We start from the raw sequence: 21,493 nt of genomic DNA on the forward strand, positions 1-21,493 counted from the left end.
CGACATGGTGAGCCCTTTCGAGCGCCTGAAGGAAGACCATGCGCAGGATTGGCAGGCCTATGTCGAGCATCGGTTCGTGCGGGAGCTCGCCACCGGCGAATTGCCGCAGGCGGCATTCCAGCATTATCTGAAGCAGGATTACCTCTTCCTCATCCAGTTCGCCCGCGCCTGGGGACTGGCGGTCTACAAGAGCCGCGACCTCTCCGATCTGCGGCAGAGCCTCGATAGCCTGAAGGCGATCGTCGATATCGAACTGGGACTGCATATCGATTACTGCGCGTCCTGGGGAATATCCGAAGCCGATCTGGCAGGACTTGCCGAATCCAGAGCGACGCTCGCCTATACGCGCTATGTGCTGGACGCCGGCATGAGCGGAGACCTTCTCGATCTGCATGTGGCGCTTGCCCCTTGCATCATCGGCTATGGCGAGATCGCAAACGGGATCACCACTTCGAACGGGAGACAGTCGTCGGCCCGGCATGAGGGCAATCCCTATGCCGCCTGGATCGACATGTATGCCGGCCGGGACTACCAGGATCTCGTTCAAGCGGAACTGAACTGGATGAATGCGCGCCTGGCGCAAGTCGATGCCACCCGCTTCTCGCAGTTGTCGCGGGTCTTCCGGGATGCCACCAGGCTCGAGGCCGATTTCTGGCAGATGGGGCTTGATCTTCGTTGAGCGCTTGCGCTCACCGCGCCTGCGTCATGAAGATCTTGACGGCAAAGACCGAGAAGACGCCGGCAAAGGTATAGTCGATTCCGCGCAGCACCTTCGGATTGGCCTGCAGCCATTTGGCCAGGCGGTCTGCCGCCAGGATCACGATGACATTGATCGGACTGCCGACGAAGATGAAGAAGAAGCCCAGGAAGATGAGCTTCTGCGTCACCGCCGGATCGTTCGCCGTCACGAATTGCGGCAGGAAGGTCATGAAGAAGATGATGACCTTGGGATTGAGCAGATTGACCCACAGCCCTGTCGACACATTGCTCCATGCAGAAGCTTTCGGACCATCGACGGCCTCCACCTTGAGGTTCGAGCCATGCCGCACGGCCTGAACGGCAAGCCAGAGCAGATAGGCGGCGCCGCCGGTCTTCAAGAGGAAGAAGGCGGTGGGCGAGGCGGTAATCAGGGCCGAAATGCCGAAAGCGACCAGCAGCGTGTGGATCATGATGCCGATCGTCGTGCCCAGCACGACGAAGAGCGCCCGCTTGGTGCCCTGCGAGAGCGCGCGGCTGATGGACAGGGTCATGTCCGGCCCCGGCGTGATGGCAAGAAGCAGGCACATGCCGGTAAATGTGATGAGGGTGGGCAGGCTCGGCAGGAAATCCATGGGATCGGTCTCGGCAAGGGGTCTTGCCAAGACTTATCGTGGCGCTGTGCGCTTGCCAATCAATCTCTTTGACCAATGAAGGCCTTGGCAGGTTCAGCGTGATCCTTGTGCCAGCGGGACAAAGGCGGCCGATTTTCAATGATGTCGCCAATCGCCCAGGCCATGCGCCGCTCGTCTGTCCTGCGATCGACGTCATTATCCGGGCATAGGATGTAGAAATCCCCGCGCACCAGGCTCTCCAGCATGAAATCCACGGTCTGTTCCGGTGTCCAGGCCGCATCCGGCTTCTCCGGCCGGCCATTGGCGGTCAGGCCGGTATAGACGAAGCCGGGGATCAGCAGATGCGCCGTGACCGTGCAGCTCTCGGCATTGCGCAGTTCATGCTGCAATGCTTCGGTGAAGACCTTCACCCCGGCCTTGGCGACATTATAGGCCGGATCGCCGGGCGGCGTGGTTATGCCCTGCTTGGAACCGGTATTGATGATCAGCGCCGGTTCCTTGTGCGCCATCATGCCCGGGCCGAAGGTCCGCGTGCCGTGGATCACGCCCATCAGATTGACAGCCAGCACATTATCCCAGTTCGCCTGAGCGCCGAAGAGCGCGCTTCCCGGCTGGATGCCGGCATTGTTCATCAGGACATGCACGCGCCCGAAGCGCTGGATTACGGCCCGCTCCAGCGCTTCGACCTCTTCTAGCCGGGAGACATCCGTGCCGATCGCAACAACATCCGCCGCGCCTCCGGCGGCAAGGGCGGCAACCTCGCTTTCTGCCTCTGCCAGCCGGTCTCCTTCCAGGTCGACGAGCACAACGCAGAGGCCGAGCCTGGCAAAGGCCTTGGCCGCGGCCAGACCTATACCCGAGGCGGCGCCGGTGACGACGGCCACGTGACCCTGTTTCAGGGCAGGATGCTGAACTGTCATGGGCGAACCTCCAAGGCTGTTTCACGCAAACGATGATCGCCGCGGATATGGTACCCCCGCCGGATCTCGTCAACATGACCGGCCGCGGCAAAAGCAGGAGGCGCGCCGCCACGATCTATGACGCTTTGGGCGGCCGCATGCCCTTGCACGTGGCCATAAACTCGCTAAAAGTGCCGCCATCCAAAGACTTCAAGCGGCAGGTTGGAACGGCCTGCCCTCCAGACGGAACGCAATCGCTATGGCCCTTCCCAAAGACGTCAAGAAAGTTGTTCTCGCCTATTCCGGCGGGCTCGACACTTCCATCATCCTGAAATGGCTCCAGACCGAACTCGGCGCGGAAGTCGTGACCTTCACCGCCGATCTCGGCCAGGGCGAAGAGCTCGAGCCGGCGCGCAAGAAGGCGGAGATGCTCGGCATCAAGGAGATCTTCATCGAAGATGTCCGCGAGGAATTCGTCCGCGATTTCGTATTCCCGATGTTTCGCGCCAATGCCGTCTATGAAGGCGTCTACCTGCTCGGCACCTCGATTGCCCGGCCGCTGATCTCCAAGCACCTGATCGAGATCGCCAAGAAGACCGGCGCCGATGCGATCGCCCATGGCGCCACCGGCAAGGGTAATGACCAGGTCCGCTTCGAACTGTCCGCCTATGCGCTGAACCCGGACATCAAGATCATCGCTCCCTGGCGCGACTGGTCGTTCAAGAGCCGGACCGACCTCCTGAACTTTGCCGAGCAGCACCAGATCCCGGTTGCCAAGGACAAGAAGGGCGAGGCTCCCTTCTCGGTCGACGCCAACCTCCTGCACTCCTCCTCGGAAGGCAAGGTCCTGGAGGATCCGGCACAGGAAGCGCCGGAATATGTTCACATGCGCACGATTTCGCCGGAGGCTGCGCCCGACAAGGCGACAGTCATCAAGATCGGCTTCCGCAAGGGCGATGCCTGCTCGATCAATGGCGTCGAGATGAGCCCGGCGACGCTGCTCGCCGAACTCAACAATTACGGCCGCGACAACGGCATTGGCCGTCTTGATCTCGTGGAAAACCGTTTCGTCGGCATGAAGAGCCGCGGCGTGTATGAAACGCCTGGCGGCACCATTCTCCTGGCCGCCCACCGGGCGATCGAGAGCATCACGCTGGATCGCGGAGCCGCACATCTGAAGGATGAGCTGATGCCGCGCTATGCGGAACTCATCTATTACGGTTTCTGGTTCTCGCCGGAGCGCGAAATGCTGCAGGCGCTGATCGACAAGAGCCAGGAGCATGTGGAAGGCGAAGTGACGCTGAAGCTCTACAAGGGCAATGTCATGGTGACCGGACGCGAAAGCGAGAAGTCGCTCTACTCCGACAAGCTCGTCACTTTCGAAGACGACCAGGGAGCCTATGACCAGAAGGATGCCGCCGGCTTCATCAAGCTGAACGCTCTTCGCCTGCGCACCCTCGCCAAGCGCAATCGCTGATCATCGAAACCGGGAAAGGCCGCCTCCCCGCCCCTGCGCGGGAAGCGGCCTTTTTTTAACCTGCGTCAGGCCTGGCGCGACAGACGCCGCATCCAGATGAAGCCGGCCACCGCGGAAAATTCCATGGCCGGAATGATCACGCCGAAAGCCTTCAGCGGATCGGCCATGGATGCCGCGGCCACACCGCCGATAAAGCCGGCGGTCATCTGCAGGAACCCGCTCAGCGCCGAAGCGGAGCCCGCCATGCCGGGAAAGGGCGCAAGACACAGCGTCACGACGTAAGGGCTGAGGAAGGCCAAACCATAGGTGCAGATCGCCACGGGCACCATGACCGTCAGGAAGGCCGGCGGCACGAAAGCCACGGACAGGGCCATCAGCACGGCGCCGAGGCCGCACAAAGTGATGCCGAACAACGCCGCCCGGGCGCCGCTGAGGCGGTTCGACACCAGTCTCAGGCTCACCGAGCCGAGCAGGTAGAAACCGGACTGCATCAGCATCCCGATCCCGAACTGGGTTGGCGACAGGCCGACGCGGTCGATCAGGACGAAAGGCAGCATTGTCGACTGGGCATATAGCGCTCCCACGCTTCCGCTGAGCACGAGCGCCGTTGCGATGAACTGGCGATTGGTGGCAACCCGGCAATAATTGCCGATCAGCCTTGCAGGTCGCAGCCGCGACAGGTCCGGCGTGACCGTTTCGCGCAAGACGAAGATGACGCACGCAGCCGCGGCAAGACCGAAGACGATCATCAGCAGGAAGAGCGCATGCCAGTCGAAAGCGGCAAGCGTCAATCCACCCAGCACGGGACCGGTGGCCGGTCCGACGGCGATGAAAATGCCGATTGTATTGAGGATGCGCGCGCCATCGGCACCGACATACAGGTCGCGCACGATAGCGCGGGACACCACAATGCCGACCGATGCGCCGATGCCCTGGATGAGCCGGGCGGCGAGGATGAACTCCACCGACGGCGCCATGGCGGCAAGGACCGAGCCGGCCAGATAGATGGAGATGAAGATCAGCGTGGCGCTCTTTCGCCCCAGCGCATCGGCAAGCGGCCCGGCGACGAGCTGCGCCAGCGCGAAGCCGCAGAAGAACATCGACAGGCTCATCTTGATCGCCGCTTCCGTGGTGGCGAAGGCACGCACGAGTTCCGGCATGGCCGGCGTATAGATCGCCATCGAGATCGGCCCGAGCATGGTCAGGAGAGCGCCCAGAAAGGTCGTTCTCGCCTCGCTCATCAAGGGTTGCCCGCCTTCAGCCGGTTTCGCGCTCACGCGGGATCCGCCTGGCCGGCATTGCCTGCAGACTGGAGATTGGCGGAGACGGTTTCGAGGATGTGATGGAGCCGAAGCACATCCTCGTCCGCCAGCCCGGCGCAGGCCTCCCGCAGGACATCGGCGATCTCGGCCTTGAGCCTGGCGATCAGCGGCTCCGCCTGCGCGGTCAGCGTCACGCGCTTGGCGCGGCGATCCACGGGATCCGGATGGCGTGCGATGAGACCCTGGGTCTGGAGCCGGTCGAGAAAGGAGCAGACGGTCATCGGCTCTACCCCCATGCGGGCGGCGATTTCCAGCTGCTTTGCATCCGTCAGCGTGTGGATGTTGAGCAGCGTGCGTGCTTCGCCGGGCGTGATTTCGAGCCCCATCTCGCCAATGCGCCGCTCGAAGGCCGAGCGCAGCAACCTGGCGCTGTCTGTGAGCAAAAAGCCCAGATTATGCAGTTCCGTGGGGGTGGCCATGAAATCTTCGCCTCTGCCGCTGCGTCGCCCCATCATCCGGACATGGTTCGATGCCCGAAATCTGCAGCAGGTCGTTGATGGATCAGCCGGCGTGATGCGGTGCAGTGCCAGCCGGGCTGTCGTACCAAATAAGGCAGGCTTACTATTTTTGGGAGGCCGGGCAAATGATAAAGCGCGTCCAGGGACCGGATCAGACCGGAAAAGCATGCAGGGCTTGCCGGTCGGGCGGCCGGCCGCCGGGCTTCCTGCGCCGTGCGAGGACAATCTCGGCTGAGCGAGCCAGTCCAGGCTGAGCGAGGAGGCTCGCGGCGGATCGATTGCCGCGATGACAAGTTTGCGGGTGGCAAGGCTCGTCAATCGTTCATAATCAGTCCATAGTTTTGCGCATGCTTTGCCGACCTGCCCTATATTCAACTGCCCGGCAATTCTATCAGAGGTTCATCAGATGACTGTCCAATCCGAAATCAAACCAGCCCTGGTCGAATGGAAGGGACTGCATGGACTGCCGCAATTCGACCAGGTGACGGACGAAGATTTCGCCGCCGCCTTCGATGCCGCCCTGTCCCGCCACGACATGGAAATCGACGGGATTGCCGACAATGCGGAGCCGGAAAGCTTTGCCAATACGGTGACGGCCCTGGAGATTGCCGGGGATGAGCTATCTCGGGTCTCGGCGCTGTTCTGGAACCGCGCAGGCGCGCATACCAATGATGTCATCCAGGCGCTGGAGCGGGAGGTGGCGCCAAAAATGTCGCGTCACTATTCCCGGATCGCCATGAACGAAAAGCTGTTCCGGCGTCTCGACGCGCTTTGGGAGGGACGGGAAAAACTCGATCTGACGCTGGAGGAGACCCGTGTTCTGGAGCGGCACTGGAAGGGCTTCGTGCGCGCCGGTGCCAAACTGTCGCGCACCCAACAGGAGCGACTGGCCGCCATCAACGAAAGACTGGCGGGGCTTGGCGCGCAATTCGGCCAGAATGTTCTGGGCGATGAAAAGGCCTGGTCGCTGATCCTGCAATCTGCCGAGGATCTGGAAGGCCTGCCGGCTTTCCTGCGCGATGCTATGGCAGGCGCTGCGCGCGAACGCGGGGCACCGGAAGACTCTTTCGCCGTTACCCTGTCCCGCTCCATCATCGAGCCCTTCCTCACTTTCTCCAGTCGCCGCGATCTGCGGGAGAAGGCCTTTGCCGCCTGGGTCAAGCGGGGTGAGAACGGCAAAGAGCGCGACAATATCGCGATCGTCCGCGAGATCCTCGCGCTGCGCGCCGAAAAGGCCTCGCTTCTCGGCTATGCCGATTTCGCCAGCTACAAGCTGGATGATACGATGGCCAAGACACCGGCCAATGTGAATTCGCTGCTGATGAAAGTCTGGGCCAAGGCGCGGGCGAAGGCCAAGGAGGAAGAGGCCGATCTCAGCGGGCTGATGGCGGAAGACGGGCTGAACGGACCGGTTCAGCCCTGGGACTGGCGCTATTATGCCGAAAAGCAGCGCGAGCGCATGTTCGATTTTTCCGAATCGGAACTGAAGCCCTATCTGCAGCTCGAAAACATCCTGCAGGCCTGTTTCGATGTTGCAAACCGGCTCTTCGACGTCACCATCACCGAGGTGAAGGGTATAAAGGCCTATCATCCCGATGTTCGGGTCTTCGAGGTCCGGGAGGCCGATGGTCGGTTGAAGGCCATGTTCCTCGGCGATTATTTCGCACGATCCTCCAAGCGCTCGGGCGCATGGATGAGCTCCTTCCAGAGCCAGCACAAGCTGCCCCTGAAAAACGGCGCCGAAGGCGAATTGCCGATCATCTACAATGTCTGCAATTTCGCCAAGCCCGCAGAAGGCAAGCCGGCTTTGCTCTCGCTGGATGATGCCCGCACGCTGTTCCACGAATTCGGCCATGGCCTTCACGGCATTCTGTCCGATGTCACCTATCCCTCCGTGTCCGGCACCGGCGTCTCGCGCGATTTCGTCGAATTGCCGTCACAGCTTTACGAGCACTGGTTGACGGTACCGGAGATCCTGACCCGTTATGCCGTTCATTACGAGACCGGTGAGCCGATGCCGAAGGCGTTGCTCGACAAGGTTCTCGCGGCCCGCACCTTCAATGCAGGGTTCAACACGGTGGAGTTCACCTCCTCCGCTCTGGTCGACATGGCGTTCCACACACGGGCGGGCGTGGAGGATCCCATGGCCGTGCAGGCGCAGGTGCTCGATGAGATCGGCATGCCCTCCTCGATCGTGATGCGCCATGCCACGCCGCATTTCCAGCACATCTTCTCCGGCGATGGCTATTCGGCCGGATACTATTCCTACATGTGGTCGGAAGTGCTGGATGCCGATGCCTTCTCCGCCTTTGAGGAGACCGGCAATCCTTTCGATCCGGTCATGGCCCGCAAGTTGAAGAACAACATCTATGCGGTCGGCGGATCGATCGATCCGGAAGAGACCTACAAGGCCTTTCGCGGCAAGCTGCCCGATCCGGATGCCATGCTGAAGAAGAAGGGGCTTTCGATGGTGGCGGAGCTCTCCGGCGGCGACGCCTGATCAGCGGTCGCTTTATCAGCCATGGCGACCATTTGGGTTGCGAATGAAAGCCATCAGCATTTGTGGCGGGCGAATCGGGTGACTGTCGCATAAATTTCATGCGACTCCGCTTTAAGCGGTGACCACGTCAGGATCGCCCGCCATGACTTCCATCATATCCGCAGCTTCCGTGTCGAAGACATTCCGGCAGCGCGTCGCGCAGCCGGGTCTTGCCGGCGCCATCCGGAGCTTCGTCTCCCCCGTCACGCGGCCTGTCCGGGCGGTCGAGGACATTTCCTTCGATATCGCCGCAGGTGAGGCGGTCGGCTATCTCGGCCCGAATGGCGCCGGCAAATCCACCATGATCAAGATGCTGACAGGCATCCTGGCGCCCACCTCCGGCAGGGTTACCGTGCTGGGACGCCATCCGCAGGCGGACCGGGTGGCGAATGCGCGTAATATCGGCGTCGTCTTCGGCCAGCGCACGCAGCTTTGGTGGGAACTGCCGCTGTTTGAAAGCTTCGAGCTGCATCGGCGCATGTATCGCGTGCCGGATTTGGCCTTTTCAAAAAATTGCGCGGATTTGACCGAGATGATGGGGCTTGCCTCCTTCCTGGAGCGGCCGGTGCGGCACCTGAGCCTCGGCCAGCGGATGCGCGCCGAAATCGCCATGGCGCTGATGCATGATCCGAAAATCCTCTTCCTGGACGAGCCGACCATCGGCCTCGACGTGGTGGCGAAGGATGTGGTGCGTAAGTTCCTCGCGCGCATCAACCGCGAGCGCGGCACGACGATCATTCTCACCACCCATGACCTGCAGGATATCGAGGAGATCTGCCCGCGCCTGATCATGGTGGATGAAGGCAGGCTGCTCTTCGACGGCCCCGTGTCGGCACTGCGCACCCGCTTCGGCGCGCGCCGCAAGCTGACCGTGGAATTTGTAGGCGAGCCGGGGATGGTTCATCTTCCCGGAGCGGAACCGGCCGGCGGAGAGGGAAATCTGCGCATGTTTCTGCTTGCCGATGACGACAGGTCGCTGGTGGAACTGCTGGCGGCGCTCCAGACCGATGTCGGCCTGCGCGACGTGCGCCTGCACGAGCCGGGCATAGAGGAGATCATCCGCACCCATTACCAGGCCAGGGGACTGGCGGGGAGAGCCGCGTGAGCGCCTTTTACGCCCTGATCCGGGCCGCCTTTCGCCGGGAGCTGGAGCACAGGTCGCGCGCCATTGCCCGCGTCTTCGGCACGCTTGTCGATATCCTCGCCCGCATCTCCATCTGGCAGGCCGTCTTTGCCGGACATGCCAGCATGAATGGCAGTATGAATGGCAGCATGAGCGGCATCAGCCTTGGCCAGATGATCACCTATGCGCTGATCGGCGGCACCATCCTGTCCAGCTGGGATGCCACGATGATCGTCCGGGATGTCGGAGGAACCATCCGCACCGGGGCAATCGGCTCGAGCCTGCTGCGCCCCATGGCCTATCCGGTCATGCTGCTGGCCGAACAGCTGGGCACGCGCCTCTTCGACTGGCTGATGACCTCCTTGCCGGTGATCGTGATCATGGGCCTGATCTACGGCATCGAGCCCCCGGCAAGCGCCGGACATGCGCTGCTGTTTCTCGGCTTCGTCCTCGTCTCCCTCGCTGTCATGATGCTGTTCGGCATCCTCATCGGCCTTTTCTCCTTCTGGGTCTTCGACGCTCACTCGCTGGAATGGTTCATGCGCGGCCTGCTCGGTGTCTTCTCCGGCGGGCTGGTGCCGATCTGGTTCTTTCCCAAGGGACTGGCGGAGGTGGCGCATGTGCTGCCTTTCGCCTGGATCACCTATCATCCGATGACGGTCTATCTCGGCGAGCGCGATCTCGCCTCGTCAGCGCTCTATTTGCTGGCCGGTGGTGCCTGGGCCGCGGTTCTGGCCCTGGCCGTTTCCTTAGTCTGGTCGCGCGCCTGCGGCCAGGTCGTGGTGCAGGGAGGCTGAGCATGCGGGAAACCCTGTCCCTGCTTCTCTACCTGGTTCGGCTGCGGGTGCGCACGCGGCTTCAATTCCGCGCCAGCCTGATGATCGCCTGGGTGGCGCAGGCCTTCGGCTATGCCGGCGTCTTCACGCAGATCTGGCTGATCCTCACCCGTTTCGAGACTATCGGCGGCTGGACCTGGCCGCAAATGGCGCTGCTGCTCGGCTTCCACACGCTGGGCTATGCGCTCGGCGCCTGCTTCACGCTGGTTCAGCTCAGGCGCATGGAGGAAATTGTCCTCGGCGGCGAATTCGATACGCTCTTGGTCAGGCCGCTGAACCCCTGGGCCTATCTCGTCTTTTCCGGCTTCAACATCGAATATGGCGGCCATATCCTTCTGGGTGCGGGATTGATCGCCTGGGCGCTGCCGCAGCTTGCGATCGACTGGGGCCCCGCCCACGGTCTCTTCCTGATCCTCGGCCTCGTCAGCGCTGCCCTGATCACCGCCTCGCTCATCACCATGCTCGGCGCCTGCGCCATGCTGCTGGGCCGGGCGCGCTATCTGTTCGGCATCTATTTCGACTTCTGGGAATTGTCGCGCTATCCCGCCAGCATATTTGCGGCGCCCTTCCAGCTGGCGCTGCTCTCGATCATTCCGCTCGGCTACATGGCCTATGTGCCCGTCTCGGTGCTGCTCGACCGCAGCATTCCCTATCTGGGAGGCGGCGCGGCGGCCGCAGCCCTTGCAGCCGGCCCGCTCTCGGTCGTCGCGGCCGCGATCTTCTGGCGTTTTTGCCTCGACCGATACCAAGGCGGTGGCGGATGAGGCATAGATTCCGTCCTGCTTTAACCCTGCGTTCAGCCGCCCCCTTTCGCAAATGCGAAAAACAGGCTATGAGCGCGCCAAATGAAAATTGGCGCTTAGAGCTCCCTGCGTGCGCCACAGCCCCAGAGAAACCAATATGGCACTTCGCAACATCGCGATCATCGCGCACGTTGACCATGGGAAAACGACCCTTGTCGACGAACTTCTGAAGCAGTCCGGCTCCTTCCGCGACAACCAGCGCGTCGCCGAACGCGTGATGGACAGCAACGACCTGGAAAAGGAACGCGGCATCACCATTCTCGCCAAGGCGACCTCGGTGGAATGGAAGGGGACCCGCATCAACATCGTCGACACGCCGGGCCACGCCGATTTCGGCGGCGAAGTCGAGCGCATCCTGTCGATGGTGGACGGCGCGATCGTCCTGGTCGACAGCTCCGAAGGCCCGATGCCGCAGACCAAGTTCGTCGTCTCCAAGGCGCTGAAGGTCGGCCTTCGCCCGATCGTCGCGATCAACAAGATCGACCGCCCGGACGGCCGCCACGAGGAAGTCATCAACGAAGTCTTCGACCTCTTCGCCAATCTCGACGCTACTGATGAACAGCTCGACTTCCCGATCCTCTACGGCTCCGGCCGCGATGGCTGGATGAACTACAATCCCGAAGGTCCGAAGGAAGATGGGCTGGCGCCTCTGCTCGATCTCGTGCTGAAGCACGTTCCGGAGCCGACCGTCGAAGAAGGCCCGTTCCGCATGATCGGCACGATCCTCGAAGCCAACCCCTTCCTCGGCCGTATCATCACCGGCCGCATCGCCTCCGGCTCGATCAAGCCGAACCAGGCGGTCAAGGTTCTCGGCCAGGATGGCAAGATCATCGAAAACGGCCGCATCTCGAAGATTCTCGCTTTCCGCGGCATCGAGCGCACAGCCATCGATGAAGCCCATGCCGGCGATATCGTGGCGATCGCCGGCCTCTCCAAGGGTACTGTCGCCGACACGTTCTGCGATCCCACCGTTACCGAGGCGATGACCGCACAGCCGATCGATCCTCCGACGGTCACCATGTCCTTCATCGTCAATGACAGCCCGCTGGCCGGGACCGAAGGCGACAAGGTCACGAGCCGTGTCATCCGCGACCGTCTCTTCAAGGAAGCGGAAGGCAATGTCGCGCTGAAGATCGAAGAAGCGGAAGGCAAGGATTCCTTCTTCGTCTCCGGTCGTGGCGAACTTCAGCTGGCTGTCCTGATCGAGACCATGCGCCGTGAGGGCTTCGAGCTGGCCGTATCGCGCCCGCGCGTCGTCATGCACAAGGATGAAAACGATCAGCTGATGGAGCCGATCGAGGAAGTCGTCGTTGACGTTGACGAGGAGCATTCCGGCGTCGTGGTGCAGAAGATGTCCGAGCGCAAGGCCGAGATGACGGAACTGCGTCCCTCCGGCGGCAATCGCGTTCGCCTGAAGTTCCTGGCGCCGACACGCGGCCTGATCGGCTATCAGTCCGAGCTTCTGACCGATACGCGCGGTACGGCCATCATGAACAGGCTGTTCCACGATTATCAGCCCTATAAGGGTCCGATCGGCGGCCGCACCAATGGCGTACTCCTGTCCAACGGCTCCGGCGAAGCCGTTGCCTACGCCATGTTCAACCTGGAAGATCGTGGCCCGATGATCATCGAGCCCGGCGAAAAGGTCTATCAGGGCATGATCATCGGCATTCACTCCCGCGACAACGACCTTGAAGTGAACGTGTTGAAGGGCAAGCAGCTGACGAATATTCGCGCCGCCGGCAAGGATGAGGCCGTCAAGCTGACGCCGCCGATCCGCATGACGCTCGACCGCGCGCTGTCCTGGATTCAGGACGACGAATTGATGGAAGTGACGCCGAAGTCCATCCGCCTGCGCAAGATGTATCTCGACCCGAATGATCGCAAGCGCTTCGAAAAGTCGCGCGTCGCCTGATTGCGATCGGACACGGCATTCGGCAAAGCCCCGGCGGTGAAAACCTCCGGGGCTTTTTTCATCGCGGGAGGCTGGGGGAGCTTGTTCCGGGGCTTAAAAAAGCGTTAACTTCTGAAGATCTGCAGGCGGAATGGGTCCGCATGGAAGGTTCGTTTCCGGAGAAGGCACGGGATGGGCCGCAGGCCAGGGCCAGAAGGACTGTCATGAAGACGCTCACCATCGATGTTCGGCAGGCCGGCCCGGAAGATGCCGCAGACATTGCCGACGTGCATCGCGAAGCCTGGCGGCAGGCCTATGCGGGCCTGATCCCCCACCGACCGCTGACGGAAATGCTGGAGCGCAGAGGCGAAATCTGGTGGCGGCGCGCCAGCAGTGGCCCAGCAACGCTGCTGGTGCTGGACGTCGCCGGCACGATTGCCGGCTATGCGACGATCGGCCTGAACCGGGCGCGGGCGCTGCCGCAGGACGGCGAAATCTATGAAATCTACCTGCGGCCGGAGTTCCAGGGCATCGGCCTTGGCCGACGCCTGTTCGGCGAGGCCAGACGCCTGCTGAAATCTCTGGGCTGTCACGGTCTGGTGGTCTGGTGCCTGGAGGATAGCGAGCACGCCATCCGGTTCTTCCGCCGCCACGGCGGCCTTGATGTGGCGGAAGGCATGGAAGATTTTGCCGATGTCCGCCTGCGCAAGCTCGGTTTCGTCTGGCCTTGACCCTGAGTCCCGTCCTCTGCGTCTTGCGCCCAAGCAGCGCCTGGCCAGGGATCCGCCATCCTGCCATCACCACCTGCCCTGCGAAAGGCCGTGTTGCATTGCACCGGTTTTGTGGGTATCGAGGCGTCACGATGCAACGCTCTCGGGGAGAAACATGCGTATCGATGCAATCAAGATCGGCAAGAACCCGCCGGACGATGTGAATGTCATCGTTGAAGTCCCGGTCGGTGGCCACCCGATCAAGTACGAGATGGACAAGGAAGCCGGCGCATTGATCGTCGATCGCTTCCTCTACACGCCGATGACGTATCCGGGCAATTACGGCTTCGTGCCGCATACGCTTTCCGAGGATGGCGATCCGGTGGATGTCCTCATCTGCAATACCCGTCCGCTGGTTCCCGGCTGCGTCATCAGCGTCCGTCCGATCGGCGTGATGATCATGGAAGACGATGGCGGCAAGGATGAGAAGATCCTCGCGGTTCCGGTTCCCAAGCTGACCCAGCGCTACGACAAGATCCAGAACTATACCGACCTGCCGGAGATCACCCTCAAGCAGATCGAGCATTTCTTCGAGCATTACAAGGATCTGGAGCCCGGCAAGTGGGTGAAGATCGGCGGCTGGCAGGATGTCGACGTCGCCAAGAAGCTGATCGTCGAAGCGATCGAGCGCTATAACGCCCAGAAGTGATGCGCCGCCGGTCAGGCCCTGATCAGCGCGTCCAGTTTGTTCATCAGCTCCTCCGGGTCGCCATCGATCCGGAGGATTTTTTTGCGCGCCGTTTCGCCGGAGATGAAGGAGATCGACGATTTCGGCACGCGCAGCTGCTTGGCCAGGAGCTCGATCAAAGCCCTGTTGGCCTTTCCATCTTCCGGAATGGCCGTCACGCGCGCCTTGAGATAGGCCCCGCCATCCTCTGAAGCATCCAGCCCGTCAAAGCCATTGCGGGACGCGCCGGGCATCAGGCGTATGCTGAGGCGGATATGCCCGGCAAGCGCACAGGCCGCCGCTCTCACATCAGCGCCGGGACGATGGTCGTCCACATCAGCGAACGAATGAAGAAGATGATGAGCAGGAGGATGATCGGCGAAATGTCGATGCCGCCCAGATCGGGCATGACACGGCGGATCGGCCGCAATGCGGGTTCGGTCAGGTTGTAAAGCAGGGTCCCGATCGTGTTGACGAACTGGTTGCTCGAATTGATCACGTTGAAGGCGTAGAGCCACGAGAAGATGGCGCTGATGATGAGCACCCATGTATACAGGTTCAAGGCCAGGTCGATGGTCTGAAACAGCGCGAGCATCCAAGTCTCCATTTCTCAGTTGACAGACATGTAGACATTGGCGACTTAAGCGGCAAGTGCTGAGGCTTTCCTCTGGCGAATCATAATTAAAGCGGAGTTCGGCCTGTTGGATCAGTTCTGTCGGCCCCAACCGGTCCGTTTCACGCGAAGACGGGCGCCATGGCCTTTTTCGGCGCCCCGCGGAAAGCAATGCTGATGTCCATTCCTGCATCCGATGACCGCTTCGCCGCCTTCCGCTACTCCTCCTATGCCCGCTTCTTCTTCTGTCGGTTCCTGGCAGCCTTCGCCATCCAGATCGTCAGCGTCGCAGTGGGCTGGCAGATGTATGACGTCACCGGCAATACGCTCTATCTCGGCCTGATCGGCCTGTTTCAGTTTCTGCCCTCGCTGCTGCTGATCCTCGTGACCGGAACCGTCGCCGACCGGTATAATCGCCGCGCCATCGTGGCGGTCTGCCTGTTTCTCGGCGGCCTCTGCACGGCGGCTCTGCTCGCTTTGACGGTCACGGGGACGTTTTCCCCCTGGCCGGTCTTCGGCATTCTCATCGTGTTCGGCATAGAACGGGCTTTCATGGGGCCGGCGGTGCAATCGCTGGCGCCCAATCTCGTGCCGGAGCATGCCCTTCCCAATGCCGTGGCGTGGAATTCATCCTCCTGGCAGACGGCGTCGATCCTCGGCCCGGTGGCCGGCGGCCTGCTGTACGGCGCCAGCGCCACCATTGCCTATACGGTAGCGCTGGCCTTCATGCTGGCAGCCGCGATCCTGATCGTCAGCATCCCTAAGCCAATGCAGCGCCAGGGTTCCAAAGCGGTCAACCTACAGACGATCCTGGCCGGCTTCCGGTTCATCTGGAGCGAAAAGGTCGTTCTGGGAGCCATCTCGCTGGATCTCTTCGCGGTTCTTCTCGGCGGGGCCGTGGCGCTGATGCCTGTCTTTGCCCGCGACATTCTCGAACTCGGTCCCTGGGGGCTCGGCCTGTTGCGCGCCGCGCCAGGCATTGGAGCGATCGTCGTTGCCGTTCTGCTGGCCGCTTATCCGATCAAACATCGCGCCGGCGTCTTCATGTTTGTCGGGGTCGCGCTGTTCGGCGCGGCCACCGTCATCTTCGGCCTGTCGCAGACCGTCTGGCTGTCCATCGCTGCCCTGATGCTGATGGGCGCATCCGACATGATTTCCGTTTATGTCCGCGAAAGCCTCATCATGCTGTGGACGCCGGATGAAGTGCGCGGCCGCGTCAATGCCGTCAACATGGTCTTTGTCGGCGCATCCAACGAGCTGGGCGAGTTCCGCGCCGGAACCATGGCGCATCTGATCGGAGCCGTGCCTGCCGTCGTGATTGGCGGTTTCGGCACGCTGGCGGTGGCGGTGATCTGGGCGGCGCGTTTTCCGAAGCTGCGCAAGATCGACAGTCTCGACGCGCCGTCGACGCCCTGATGGCGCAGTTCTGAAACCCCTGGCAGGTCAGGCTGGGGAATAGGCCGGCTTCGGCACCTCGGCACTGTCCCGCAGGCTCTGCCGGTCAAACACCATGTCCAGATAAGCCCACAGCCAGTTGCGCAGCGCCTGATCGAAGATCATCCGCCCCTCCAGATGCTCTCGACCCTGCTGGGCATTGGGCAGGGTAAAGCGCTCGGCACCGCGGACAACCCAGCTATGCATCATGGCGCGCGTCAGCTCCGCATGGAACTGCACGCCCCAGGCATTCTCCCCGTAGCGGATGGCTTGATGCGGATAGGCATCGCCCTTTGCCAGCAATTGAACGCCACGCGGCAGGCTGAACCCCTCGCGGTGGAAGTGGTAGACCATGCGTGGCCAAGGCATCAGAAGCCGGCCGTGCTCGGTCGGGTGCAGCGCATACCAGCCGATTTCCGTCAGGTCGCCCTTCTCCGGCGCGACGCTGCCGCCGAGATTCTTCACCAGCATCTGCGCGCCGAGACAGATGCCCAGATACGGCTTGTTCTCCCGCAGGGGCACGGAGATCCAGTCGATCTCCTGCTTCACGAAAGGCTCGGGATCATTGGCGCTCATCGGGCCGCCGAAGATAACGGCGCCGGCATGGGACCGGAGCGTTTCCGGCAGGGGATCGCCCAGAACGGGGCGACGAATGTCGAGCGGGTAGCCCTTTTCCACCAGCATCTGGCCGACGCGCCCGGGGGAGGAGCGTTCCTGATGCAGGATGATCAGAATAGGCAGCTTGCGGTCTTGGCGGGGGCGCGATGACATCAGCATTTCAAAGACGGAATTTCGATCACTCGACGAGTTTCAGGACCTTGTCGAACACCTTCAACACCTGCTGAAGGTCGTGGCCGCGTTTCAGGATCATGCCATGCGTGTTGATCACGCTATAGGCGCCCTGCTTCGCCGAAAGCTTGGGGTTTTTCTCGATCCGAAAGAGCGGCATTTCGCCCGATCGCTTGAAGACGGAGAAGACCGCCTTCTCCTTCATGTGATCGATGGCATAGTCCTTCCACTCGCCCTCGCCGACCATGCGACCGTAGATCCTGAGAATGGCATCCAGTTCTCGACGGTGGAAGGTGACAGGCAGAGGATCCAGGCTTTGCCGGTACTGGTGGAGTTCGACGACGACATTTCCCGAAGAAGTGCCGCGCCCGGTTAAATCCGGCTGGTCAGTCATTCAGATTCCGAAGCCTCGCAACAATTTCATGACAGTGTGCCCGACTGGGCTCAAAATGCAAGGGGAGGAAGACGCCGCGGCGCGCAATGCCCGCCGCCTCGGCCCTCTTCGCACGTTCCGACACACTGTCTGCTTTTGGCCTGAATTCGGTCAAAACAGCGCCGGATTTCTTTTGCATTCTGCAGATCTCGTTTGGCGCTGATGCGTCAGACATGGTTTGGCGCGGTGCGCCAGACTCGGTCCGGTCTCGAGCGTTGACCTTACCCCCAGCCCCCATCGCCTGGGGCCGGACCATTCCCTCCCTCCCGATATAGAACCTGCCTCTGGCGCTCGGCGCAGGCTTTGCGCTGGCAAAGCGGGTGACGCCCGATACCTTGCGTGTAGACGAGATCGCCGAGGATCTCAGTCGTCTCGCTTGCGCCCGGCCATGACCAGGGTTGCACCGATGATCGCAGCGGGCTCGCCGGTCGGGCTGGAGGTCTGCAACAGGACCGCGCAGCCGTCCTTCTTCGATCGGCCCAGCGCCTTGGCGGGCAGAGTGATCTTCAACGGCTTGCCATCCCACATGCCGACCGTCTGCACATCGTAGACGCTGTGCCAGTATTCGACGGTGCGGCCGCTGTTTTCGCCGCGCTCAACAGCGACTTCTTCCTTCTTGGTGAAATAGGCGACGACCACATCGGCGCGGCCCTGGCCGGCGCCGACCTCGATCGACATCTCGTCTCCCTTCATGCTGATGCTGACAGGGATGCTCATGCCGGCGCCCTTGGCCGTCATGTCCTCCACTGCACCATTGATGGCGGAAAGATCGGCCCCGGAGACGTGTTGGCGCCCATTGATGATGGCCTGCGGCGTATAGACCCCGCTTCGCCCCATGGAATGGGCGTAGCCATACTGGCGCTCGGTATTTTCCTTCGAGCTCAGCGTGTCCTTCCAGCCGATATAGTTCCAGTAGTCGACATGGTAGGCCAAGGCGACCACATTGCCCTGCTGGACGAGCTTCTTCAGCGCTTCATCGGCCGGCGGACAGGACGAACAGCCCTGGGACGTGAACAATTCGACCACGCCCTTGGGCGTGCGGACATCACCAGCCTGAACCATGCCTGCGCCGGCACACAGCAAAAGCGGCAGCCCAAGGCCGCGCAATACACACATGAGTTTTCCGTTTCTGGCAGGCATCACAGGTCTTCGTTGCGGGAGCGGGTTCGGGTTGCGCGAACTTAGAGCATATCGGCCATCAATCGGAAGTCACAAGCGGGTGAGACGTGAGGATGCGTCCTGCCGCAGCAGCGGGCACGAAAAAGCCGCCGGGCGCAAGTCCCGGCGGCTGTATTTCTGACAAATCATCAGAGCAGGCGTCACGATCCCTTCCGAGATCTTGAAGCCGATCAGGCGCCGGCTCAGGCGGCCAGATCGCGCAGAACCGTCTGCAGAATGCCGCCATTGTTGACATAGGTGACTTCATCGAGCGTATCGATGCGGCAGAGGATCTTGATCTCCTTCACCGTACCGTCGGCATAGGTGATCTTTGCCGTCTTCCACTCGCGCGGCTTGATCTCGCCGTCGAGACCTTCGATGGTCACGGTCTCGTCACCCTTCAGATCCAGCGACTGCCAGTTCATGCCTTCTTCGAACACGAAGGGCACAACTCCCATGCCGACCAGGTTGGAGCGATGGATACGCTCGAAGGACTGGGCAATCACAGCGCGCACGCCAAGAAGGTTGGTGCCCTTGGCCGCCCAGTCACGCGAGGAACCATTGCCGTATTCGACGCCGGCGAAGATCACCAGCGGAACGCCTTCCGCCTTGTACTTCATGGCCGCATCGTAGATCGACATCTCTTCCTTCGACGGATAGTGGACCGTGTAGCCGCCTTCCTTGCCGTTCGGACCAAGCATGAAATTGCGGATGCGGATATTGGCGAAGGTGCCGCGCATCATCACTTCATGGTTGCCGCGGCGGGTACCATACTGGTTGAAGTCGGCCACGCCGACGCCGTGATCCATCAGATAGGCGCCGGCGGGCGATGCCGCCTTGATCGAACCGGCAGGCGAAATATGGTCGGTGGTGATCTTGTCGCCGAAGAGGCCGAGAACCCGCGCGCCCCGGATATTGGAGAGGCCGGCACCGGTCTTGCCCATGCCGACAAAATAGGGCGGGTTCTGCACATAGGTCGAGCCGTCGTCCCAGGCATAGGTCTGGCCGGCCGGCACCTGAACTGCCTGCCAGTTGACGTCGCCCTTGAAGACATCCGCATATTTGGTCTCGTAGAGCTCGCGGGTCACGTATTTCAGGATGAATTCCTGGATCTCGTGCGAGGTCGGCCAGATATCCTTGAGGAAGACCGGCTGACCATTCTGGTCCAGCCCGAGCGGCTCGGTCGTCAGGTCCTTCTGCACCGTACCGGCCAGCGCATAGGCAACGACCAGCGGCGGAGAGGCCAGGTAGTTGGCCTGCACGTCCGGCGAGATACGGCCTTCGAAGTTACGATTGCCCGACAGGACGCCGGCGGTGATCAGGCCCTTGTCGTTGATGGTCTTGGAGATCGGTGCCGGCAGCGGGCCGGAATTGCCGATGCAGGTGGTGCAGCCGAAGCCGACCAGGTTGAAGCCAAGCGCATCGAGCGAGTCCTGCAGGCCGGACTTGGCGAGATATTCGCCAACCACCTGGCTTCCCGGTGCCAGCGAGGTCTTGACCCAGGGCGCCGACTTCAGACCCTTCGCGACAGCATTGCGGGCCAGGAGACCGGCCGCGATCAGTACGCTCGGGTTCGACGTATTGGTGCAGGAGGTGATGGCGGCAATCGCCACATCGCCATGGCCGAGGTCGAAATCCGTGCCTTCGACGGCATAACGGCTGTCGAGCTGGCCGGGCTTCTTGTAATCGGTCTCGAGAGCGGTCGCGAAGTTCGGCGCGATGGTTTCGAGGGCCAGGCGGCCTTCCGGACGCTTCGGGCCTGCCATGGACGGCACGACATCGCCGAGATCCAGTTCCAGCGTATCCGTGAAGACGAGGTCGGAGCCATCGCCTTCGCGCCACATGCCCTGTGCCTTCGAATAGGCTTCGACCAGCGCAATGCGGTCCTTCGTGCGGCCCGACATGGTGAGATAGTTGATGGTTTCGCCATCGACCGGGAAGAAGCCGCAGGTCGCGCCGTATTCCGGTCCCATATTGCCGATCGTCGCGCGGTCGGCAAGCGACATGGAATCGAGGCCCGGGCCGAAGAATTCGACGAATTTCGATACCACGCCCTTCTTGCGCAGCATCTGCACGACGGTGAGCACCAGGTCGGTGGCGGTGACGCCTTCCTTGACCTTGCCGGTCAGCTTGAAGCCGACGACTTCCGGCAGAAGCATGGAGACCGGCTGGCCGAGCATGGCCGCTTCCGCCTCGATGCCGCCCACGCCCCAGCCGAGCACGCCCAGACCATTGATCATGGTCGTGTGGCTGTCGGTACCAACGCAGGTATCCGGATAGGCAATGGTTTCCCCGTCTTCATCCTTGGTCCAGACCGTCTGGCCGAGGTATTCCAGATTGACCTGGTGACAGATGCCGGTGCCGGGCGGCACGACGCGGAAATTCTTGAAGGCCTGCTGGCCCCATTTCAGGAAGCGGTAACGCTCGCCATTGCGCTCGTATTCCAGCTCGACATTCTTGGCAAAGGCGGTCGGCGTTCCGAATTCATCCACGATGACGGAATGGTCGATGACGAGATCGACGGGAACCAGCGGATTGATCTTTTCCGGATCGCCACCGAGCGCCACCATTGCGTCGCGCATGGCCGCAAGATCGACCACGGCCGGAACACCGGTGAAATCCTGCATCAGGACGCGGGCCGGGCGGTAGGCGATCTCGTTTTCAACCTTGCCCTTGTTGGTCAGCCATTCGGCCACGGCCAGGATATTCTCCCTGGTGACAGACTGGCCGTCTTCGTGACGCAGCAGATTTTCCAGAAGCACCTTCATCGAGAAGGGAAGCTTGGATACGCCGGCCAAACCATTGGCTTCCGCCTTTGGCAGGCTGAAATACACATAGTCTTTGCCATCGACGGTCAGGACCGACCGGCAATTAAAGCTGTCGAGAGATTTTGTCACGGAAACAACCCCGCTGATATCAGAGCCAACACGCGCGTGCGGACGCCTAT

Annotated in this window: 20 protein-coding genes; 10 read left to right on the forward strand and 10 right to left on the reverse strand. The window is 61.8% G+C overall.

Annotation, left to right across the window (positions count from 1 at the left end):
• Positions 1-4 precede the first annotated feature (4 nt).
• Complete coding sequence (gene tenA / locus QTJ18_RS20270; protein ID WP_289852156.1) at positions 5-679, forward strand: thiaminase II; 675 nt, start codon at positions 5-7, stop codon at positions 677-679.
• A 10-nt stretch (positions 680-689) separates the two neighbouring features.
• Here the strand turns inward: tenA and QTJ18_RS20275 are convergent, their stop codons facing one another.
• Positions 690-1,331: a LysE family translocator gene (locus QTJ18_RS20275; protein ID WP_252754467.1), complete on the reverse strand. Its 642-nt coding sequence runs from the start codon at positions 1,329-1,331 to the stop codon at positions 690-692.
• 59 nt (positions 1,332-1,390) lie between these two features.
• Positions 1,391-2,251: an SDR family NAD(P)-dependent oxidoreductase gene (locus QTJ18_RS20280; RefSeq protein WP_252754315.1), complete on the reverse strand. Its 861-nt coding sequence runs from the start codon at positions 2,249-2,251 to the stop codon at positions 1,391-1,393.
• A gap of 238 nt (positions 2,252-2,489) precedes the next feature.
• Here QTJ18_RS20280 and QTJ18_RS20285 point away from each other — a divergent pair, with 238 nt between their 5' ends.
• Positions 2,490-3,707 carry an argininosuccinate synthase gene (locus tag QTJ18_RS20285; protein WP_252754314.1) on the forward strand — a complete coding sequence of 406 codons (1,218 nt, stop codon included), beginning with the start codon at positions 2,490-2,492 and terminating at the stop codon, positions 3,705-3,707.
• A 65-nt stretch (positions 3,708-3,772) separates the two neighbouring features.
• Here QTJ18_RS20285 and QTJ18_RS20290 read toward each other — a convergent pair whose 3' ends face one another.
• Positions 3,773-4,948, reverse strand: a complete 1,176-nt coding sequence (locus tag QTJ18_RS20290; protein WP_252754313.1) for a multidrug effflux MFS transporter — start codon at positions 4,946-4,948, stop codon at positions 3,773-3,775.
• Positions 4,949-4,980: 32 nt separating this feature from the next.
• On the reverse strand, positions 4,981-5,448 hold the full coding sequence (locus tag QTJ18_RS20295; protein ID WP_252754312.1) for a MarR family winged helix-turn-helix transcriptional regulator: 468 nt from the start codon (positions 5,446-5,448) through the stop codon (positions 4,981-4,983).
• A 445-nt stretch (positions 5,449-5,893) separates the two neighbouring features.
• Here QTJ18_RS20295 and QTJ18_RS20300 point away from each other — a divergent pair, with 445 nt between their 5' ends.
• The 7 genes from QTJ18_RS20300 (at position 5,894) to ppa (ending at position 14,101) form a co-directional block, all read left to right on the forward strand.
• A complete protein-coding gene (locus QTJ18_RS20300) occupies positions 5,894-7,987 on the forward strand; it encodes a M3 family metallopeptidase (RefSeq protein ID WP_252754311.1) in 2,094 nt (697 codons plus the stop codon).
• Positions 7,988-8,129: 142 nt separating this feature from the next.
• A complete protein-coding gene (locus tag QTJ18_RS20305) occupies positions 8,130-9,131 on the forward strand; it encodes an ABC transporter ATP-binding protein (RefSeq protein WP_252754310.1) in 1,002 nt (333 codons plus the stop codon).
• A complete protein-coding gene (locus QTJ18_RS20310) occupies positions 9,128-9,946 on the forward strand; it encodes an ABC transporter permease (RefSeq protein ID WP_252754309.1) in 819 nt (272 codons plus the stop codon). Before QTJ18_RS20305 ends, QTJ18_RS20310 begins: the two co-directional genes overlap by 4 nt.
• A gap of 2 nt (positions 9,947-9,948) precedes the next feature.
• On the forward strand, positions 9,949-10,749 hold the full coding sequence (locus QTJ18_RS20315) for an ABC transporter permease (protein WP_252754308.1): 801 nt from the start codon (positions 9,949-9,951) through the stop codon (positions 10,747-10,749).
• A gap of 136 nt (positions 10,750-10,885) precedes the next feature.
• Positions 10,886-12,703: a translational GTPase TypA gene (gene typA / locus QTJ18_RS20320; protein ID WP_252754307.1), complete on the forward strand. Its 1,818-nt coding sequence runs from the start codon at positions 10,886-10,888 to the stop codon at positions 12,701-12,703.
• A 203-nt stretch (positions 12,704-12,906) separates the two neighbouring features.
• Positions 12,907-13,413, forward strand: a complete 507-nt coding sequence (locus QTJ18_RS20325) for a GNAT family N-acetyltransferase (RefSeq protein WP_252754306.1) — start codon at positions 12,907-12,909, stop codon at positions 13,411-13,413.
• A 154-nt stretch (positions 13,414-13,567) separates the two neighbouring features.
• A complete protein-coding gene (gene ppa, locus QTJ18_RS20330; protein ID WP_252754305.1) occupies positions 13,568-14,101 on the forward strand; it encodes an inorganic diphosphatase in 534 nt (177 codons plus the stop codon).
• Between the two features lie 11 nt (positions 14,102-14,112).
• Here ppa and QTJ18_RS20335 read toward each other — a convergent pair whose 3' ends face one another.
• On the reverse strand, positions 14,113-14,373 hold the full coding sequence (locus tag QTJ18_RS20335; RefSeq protein WP_252754304.1) for a DUF167 family protein: 261 nt from the start codon (positions 14,371-14,373) through the stop codon (positions 14,113-14,115).
• 50 nt (positions 14,374-14,423) lie between these two features.
• Complete coding sequence (locus QTJ18_RS20340; protein ID WP_489667249.1) at positions 14,424-14,726, reverse strand: YggT family protein; 303 nt, start codon at positions 14,724-14,726, stop codon at positions 14,424-14,426.
• Positions 14,727-14,909: 183 nt separating this feature from the next.
• Here QTJ18_RS20340 and QTJ18_RS20345 point away from each other — a divergent pair, with 183 nt between their 5' ends.
• Positions 14,910-16,148: an MFS transporter gene (locus QTJ18_RS20345; RefSeq protein ID WP_252754302.1), complete on the forward strand. Its 1,239-nt coding sequence runs from the start codon at positions 14,910-14,912 to the stop codon at positions 16,146-16,148.
• Positions 16,149-16,175: 27 nt separating this feature from the next.
• Here the strand turns inward: QTJ18_RS20345 and QTJ18_RS20350 are convergent, their stop codons facing one another.
• The 4 genes from QTJ18_RS20350 to acnA all read right to left on the reverse strand — a co-directional run bounded on the left by QTJ18_RS20350 (position 16,176) and on the right by acnA (position 21,443).
• On the reverse strand, positions 16,176-16,943 hold the full coding sequence (locus tag QTJ18_RS20350) for a glutamine amidotransferase (RefSeq protein ID WP_489667248.1): 768 nt from the start codon (positions 16,941-16,943) through the stop codon (positions 16,176-16,178).
• A 19-nt stretch (positions 16,944-16,962) separates the two neighbouring features.
• Positions 16,963-17,349, reverse strand: coding sequence for a DUF2794 domain-containing protein (locus tag QTJ18_RS20355; protein WP_252754300.1), 387 nt, complete (start codon positions 17,347-17,349; stop codon positions 16,963-16,965).
• A gap of 402 nt (positions 17,350-17,751) precedes the next feature.
• Positions 17,752-18,504, reverse strand: coding sequence for a DUF1223 domain-containing protein (locus QTJ18_RS20360; protein ID WP_489667247.1), 753 nt, complete (start codon positions 18,502-18,504; stop codon positions 17,752-17,754).
• Positions 18,505-18,749: 245 nt separating this feature from the next.
• Positions 18,750-21,443, reverse strand: coding sequence for an aconitate hydratase AcnA (acnA, locus tag QTJ18_RS20365; RefSeq protein WP_252754299.1), 2,694 nt, complete (start codon positions 21,441-21,443; stop codon positions 18,750-18,752).
• Positions 21,444-21,493 lie beyond the last annotated feature (50 nt).

The organism is Rhizobium sp. SSA_523, assembly GCF_030435705.1.
Lineage (GTDB): Bacteria > Pseudomonadota > Alphaproteobacteria > Rhizobiales > Rhizobiaceae > Neorhizobium.